Annotated in this window: 6 protein-coding genes; 3 read left to right on the top strand and 3 right to left on the bottom strand. The window is 65.5% G+C overall.

All coding sequences use genetic code 11. The features are described 5' to 3' along the window. A partial coding sequence (locus B1964_RS27540; protein WP_139765904.1) for a sugar transferase occupies positions 1-1040 on the top strand: 1040 nt, incomplete at its 5' end. Positions 1041-1337: 297 nt separating this feature from the next. Here B1964_RS27540 and B1964_RS27545 read toward each other — a convergent pair. Together B1964_RS27545 and B1964_RS27550 are read right to left on the bottom strand one after the other, a co-directional pair. Continuing rightward, the gene (locus B1964_RS27545; protein WP_006372653.1) at positions 1338-2165 is read right to left on the bottom strand and encodes a hypothetical protein; all 828 of its coding nucleotides are present in this window, start codon (positions 2163-2165) and stop codon (positions 1338-1340) included. A 197-nt stretch (positions 2166-2362) separates the two neighbouring features. After that, positions 2363-2824, bottom strand: a complete 462-nt coding sequence (locus B1964_RS27550) for a hypothetical protein (protein WP_253194236.1) — start codon at positions 2822-2824, stop codon at positions 2363-2365. 114 nt (positions 2825-2938) lie between these two features. Between B1964_RS27550 and B1964_RS27555 the strand changes: the two genes are divergently transcribed. Continuing rightward, positions 2939-3223: a hypothetical protein gene (locus tag B1964_RS27555; RefSeq protein WP_026920320.1), complete on the top strand. Its 285-nt coding sequence runs from the start codon at positions 2939-2941 to the stop codon at positions 3221-3223. Here B1964_RS27555 and B1964_RS27560 read toward each other — a convergent pair. Then, positions 3206-4282 (bottom strand): hypothetical protein, encoded by a 1077-nt coding sequence (locus B1964_RS27560; protein WP_079932084.1) that lies wholly within the window; start codon positions 4280-4282, stop codon positions 3206-3208. The two genes, B1964_RS27555 and B1964_RS27560, sit on opposite strands and share 18 nt — an antisense overlap. 128 nt (positions 4283-4410) lie before the next feature. Between B1964_RS27560 and B1964_RS27565 the strand changes: the two genes are divergently transcribed. Next, positions 4411-5400 carry a glycosyl hydrolase gene (locus B1964_RS27565; RefSeq protein WP_079932085.1) on the top strand — a complete coding sequence of 330 codons (990 nt, stop codon included), beginning with the start codon at positions 4411-4413 and terminating at the stop codon, positions 5398-5400. The last annotated feature ends 78 nt before the right edge of the window (positions 5401-5478 follow it).

Here is a 5478-nt window from a genome sequence, read left to right on the forward strand (position 1 = left end):
CCCCCGACGCAGCGCGCGCCTACCTCGACCGGCTCCTGGTGATCGGTGAGATCCCCTCGGCGACAGCACTCATCGCCCGCCTGATGCGCAATCCCGCGTTGGGGTACACGGTCGTCGGAGTGTGCTCCCCGGACAGCAGTCGGCTGGGACAGCCGGGCGTCGGGACATCGGTGCGTGTGGACGACTACGAGGTTCCCCGGTGGGGTGACTTCGACGACGTGGCCGCCGCCGTGGACGAATGTGGCGCGACCGCGGTCGCGGTGACCTCCGCGGAAGCTCTCGGACACGAGGCGATGCAGGAGTTGTCGTGGGACCTCGAGGGACGTGACGTCGAGATGCTGGTCGCGCCCGGCGTCACCGACGTGGCCGGGCCGCGGATGATGGTGCGACCGGTTGCCGGACTTCCCCTGCTCCATATCGACAAGCCGAGATATGAAGGGGCGAACCGCTTTCGGAAGGCAGCTCTCGACCGGTTCGGGGCGTTGTCGGCGCTGCTGATGTTGCTGCCCGTGATGGTGGTGATCGCGATTGCCGTGAAGCTGGATTCGCGTGGGCCGATCTTCTATCGCGCCACCCGAATCGGACTGAACAACGCGCCGTTCCAGATGTGGAAGTTCCGATCGATGGTCACCGACGCCGACACCTTGCGACCGCAGATCGCCGCCTTGAACGAGGGCGCCGGTGTGTTGTTCAAGGTGCGTGATGATCCGCGGGTCACTCGCGTCGGCAAGTTCATTCGGCGCTACAGTCTCGACGAACTCCCGCAGCTGTTCAATGTGGTCGGCGGGTCGATGAGCCTGGTCGGCCCCCGACCCCCACTTCCCGACGAGGTGGAGCGCTACGACGGCCGCGTTGCGCGGCGAATGCTCGTCAAGCCGGGGATCACCGGACTGTGGCAGGTGTCGGGGCGCTCGGACCTGTCGTGGGAAGAGTCGGTGCGGCTGGACCTCTCCTACGTCGAGAACTGGTCCATCATGCAGGATCTCACCATCCTGTGGCGCACCGTCTGGGCGGTGGCCCGCAAGGACGGGGCGTACTGACCGGGCACCGAAACCAGCACCGGCGCGCCATGACTTCTCGCCTGGCGGCTCGTTCGCACCTCGACGATCGGGAAGGAACCGCCGACTACGAATACAGATGACACCGGAGCGGGCCCCAGACCCCGAAAATCGCGGTTTTCAGCCTGATTCGGTGGAAGCTGTATTCGTACTCGCCAGGCGCCGAGGCCCGCGGCTCATGCCTCGCCTGTTTTCAGTCATTCGCGATGTAGCACCCGACCCGCGACCTGGGGTTTTTCCGTCAGGCTACTCGGGAAATGACTGAAAACAGGCGAATGGTCACTGCGCCGGGCTCACCTGCCCGCCGGACAGCACGCGGTAGGCATAGGTCGAGGCGATGAGGGTGACCGGACCGGTCACCAGGAGCCCGACGAGGCACAGGAGGGCGCCGACGAGGTTCAGGACGATCACCACGATGGCCAACAACAGCAGACTGCCGACGTTCTTCGACGTCAGTTCGAAACTGCCCTTGATCGCGTCGGTCGCCGACAGATTGCGGTCGATCGCGAAAGCCAGGGTGTACCAGAGCAAGAACGTGGCAATGAGCCCCGGGATGATGATGAGGATGAAGCCGATGGTCGTGATGACCCAGACGAGAATCGCGGCGATGAACACCTGAGCCAGATTGTTCCAGGTGAAGAAGTCCGCGAAGGACGGCTTGTTTCCATCGAGTTCGTTGAGCGCACCTCGGGTGAACGCCGCCTGCACGAGGACGCTGAGGATGCCGGACACGAGCGACCCGATGATCCCCTGCGCGTTGAGCACCGACGTGTCGTAGTGAAATCCGCGCGCCGCGCTGTCGATCAGGCCGACGACCACGAATGTGACGATGGCGAACAGAATCCAGTTGAGCGCGTTGGCCTTGTACTTGTTCCAGCCGTAGCTCAGAGCGGCGCCGAGGTCGAGCTGGGCAGGCGCCGGCGCGTAACCGGGCACGCCACCTGGCGGGTACTGACCGGCCGGCGGCGGGTATGCCCCTGGCCCGGGTGGCGGATAGGAGCCGCCTTGCGGCGCTTCGTATCCACCCGGAGGAGGTGTGTAGCCCTGATTCTGCGGGTCCTCCCCCGGGTACGGGGGCTGGTCGGGTCCGCCTGGCGTACTGGTCATGACACTCCTCGCGTTTGATCAGTGACTGTCAGCGACAGTGACACGGGCCCGGCGAGAAAGCAATGGTATCGACGAGAAATGCCCATGACGAAATAATCAAGAATGCGCCACAGTTGGCAGACCCTGGCGCCCTGCCTCGGCGACAACGAATCTCGTTCGCACACCTAAGAAATGACGGGGTGGGAGCAGAATTCGCACTAACCGGTACCGAGTATTTCGCGGCACTCATCAGTGGTGTGCGTCTGAATGCACTCGGTCCACTCGCGTTGATCGTCAGCCCACGGATGTTGAGGTGTCTGACCGGTGTTGGGCACCCATTGGTAGTCGTCACACACGATCGCTGTGCCGTTGGGGTCGGTGGCGGTGCGGCCGATGTCGGCGCCGATGCATGACTGGCCGATGGTCGGCGCCGCGGTCGTCGTCGGCGTCTGCGTCTGGGGTGGAGCGGGATTCGGGGACACAGCGGTGGTACCCGTCTCGTCCGTGGTCGGCGGAGCCGCGGCGGTGGCCGGGACCGAACTGCTCGGCGTTGTGGAGGCAGAGGCATACACCGTGACCGTCTTGCGTGGTGAGGACGGCGTCGACTCTGTCGGTGTCGCACAGCCGGACGACGCCGCCAGCATGATCGCGAAACATAGCGCGACGACGACCCGTCTCATGTGCTCCGTTCCCTGCCCATCTCCACACCGTAAGCATGACGACCGCCGGTCGTCACGACACGTCAGATGGCCGAATGGTGCGTTCATGGAAGTGAATCGACATACTTGTTCACGATGCGTTCACCCGATCTTTTCCACGCCCTCGTCCTGCTCAACCTGCTTTTCGCCTGCGGGCTGTGGACTCTGCTGCGCCCGACCGTGCGGGCGGCGGTGGCGTTGGTGGTGGTCGGCGCGGCCTGGCTCTACTGGAACAAGCCCCTGGAGGGGGCCACGCTGATCAGCCTCACCGGCAGGCACGGCATCACCGAATCGGATCTGTTGTCATTCGTCGCGGTCGGGATCGCGGTCTGGGCTCTCGTGCGTTCGCGCAAGCGAGCACCGCTATCTGGCGAGGATTGAGGCGGTGATCTTGGGTTTCCAGTCGTGGGTGAGCAGTGCGCCGAAGTTGTCCTCGCGGTTGGTGGCCGAGGTCCCCCAGTCGCGCACCGAGTAGATGAATGCGGGACCGCAGTAGCCGGAGTCGGCGGCGGCGCGCAACACGTCGACGATCTGTGTGGCCTGCTGTTGCTGGGTCACCATCTCGTTGACGCCGAAACCGACGGAGCCCGTCGACGCCCACGCCCCTTCCGGAATTGTCGGGGCACCCATCTCGGTGAGCCAGATCTTCTTCGCGGCGTCACCGTGCGCGACCATGACCGCCCGGATCTGTTGGGTTTCGGTCCATCCGTTGGGGGTCTTGCCGATCCCACCGGGAAACACGTAGGTGTGCATGGCCGTGGCGTCGAAGTAGTTCTTGGCACCGGCCGCATACATCTTGATGTAGAAGTCGGCGGCACCGGCCTGCGGGCTCATCCCGGCGGCGACGACCGTCGAGTCGGGCTGAACCTGCTTGATCGCGGTGTAGGCGGCCTTCAGCACGTTGGTGTACTCGGAGGGGTTGGCCGGGGCAAAACCCCAGAAGGCAGGGAGATTCGGTTCGTTCCAGATCTCGTGGTGGGTGATGTCGGGATAGCGCTCGACGAACTTCTTCATGAACGCACCCAGCGTCGCCGGGTCGGAAGGTGGCGCGTACATGCCGAGCGCGCCGGGCGCCGCGGCACGCCGCGCCCAGGTCGGGGTGGTGGTGACCAGCGACAGGATCTGCAGGTGATGGGCGCGGGCAGCATTGATGACCTGGTCGGGGTTGGACCAGTTGTAGGTGCCCTTCGTCGGCTCGATGCTCGACCAGTCGATACCCACACGCAGCCAGCGGGCGTCGGTCTTCGCGACGGCGTCGAGCTCACGGTTGAGGTCGGCGGCACTGAGGAACAGGGTGGCGCCGCCTTGGGCGAAACCATATCCGGCGGAGGGGGCGACGACGGCGGCTCTGGCCGGTCCGGCCGCACCGAGCGCCGCGATGATGATCGCCACGATCGACGAGAGCACGACCAGCGTGCGAAATGACCTTCTCGAAGCCATGAGTGTCTCCCGATGACGCCAGGTGGTGCAGTACCGGAGGAGTCTATCGAGGCGGCGGCCGCCTCATGGCGGGTTCGCCGGTCCGGCACACGCCGTGAGGATCGGCGGGTTCGGCTTAGCATGACCGGGTGACCCTTCCGGCGCTCTCGCGACGCGACGTGATGCGGCTGGCGCTGCTCGGGTCGGCCGGCGCGATGAGCGCGTGCGCGTCGACCGGACCTGTGACGATGCCGTCCCCGTCGTCGGTGTCGCCGGACGAGCGGCGGTGGGGCGCGTTCATCCCATCGGTGACACCGGCGCAGGGCGGGACACGAACCCCGCTGCAGCAACTGACGAATCTCGCGGGTACGGCACCGAGGTATGTGCATCGCTTCTGTGCGCTCGGTGATCCGGTACCCGTCGGCGACCTCGACGCCGTCGTCGCCTTCGGCGCCACCCCACTGCTGACGCTGGAGCCGTGGAAGCCCGACGGCGGGACCGTCCAACCCGAGTTCGCGTTGTCGCGCATCGCCTCCGGTGACTTCGACACCGAATTCGCCCGATGGGGAACACAACTCGCGTCGTGGGGAAAGCCGGTGCTGGTGCGGTTCGCGCAGGAGATGAACGGCACCTGGTACCCATGGGCGGTCGGGGTGAACGGCAACACCGCCGCCGACTATCGCGCTGCGTGGGCGAGGATGCGCTCGGTGATCGCCGACCGACATCCCGACAACGTACGTTTCGTGTGGGCACCGAATGCACTCACGCTGGGCACCAACCCTTTTGGGGAATGCTATCCCGGCCGCGACCAGATCGACGTGCTGGGTCTGGACGGCTACAACTGGGGTGAGGCACCCGGCCATCACTGGCAGCCGGCCGCCGACCTGTTCGTGCCGAGTCTCGAAACGTTACGGGCGCTCGATGCGACACACCCCATCCTGCTCACCGAGGTCGGATGTGCCGACGGACTCACCGCGCAGGACAAGGCGTCGTGGATCCGGGACTTCTTCTCCATCGTCGACAACCAATCGCGCGTCGAGGGTTTCGTCTGGTTCCAGATGGACAAGGAACGGGACTGGCGGTTCAACTCCACCACCGCGAGTACGGCGGCGTTTCGGGCGGGGGTGGCGGGCTGGTGAGGGGCCTGCTCATCCTGCGGACACTGTGGTTACCCCCGTTTGCCGGACATCGGTTAAGCGGCTTCGGTAGCCGCCTGG

It is taken from the genome of Gordonia sp. i37 (assembly GCF_002043085.1).
Classification (GTDB): Bacteria; Actinomycetota; Actinomycetes; order Mycobacteriales; family Mycobacteriaceae; genus Gordonia; species Gordonia polyisoprenivorans.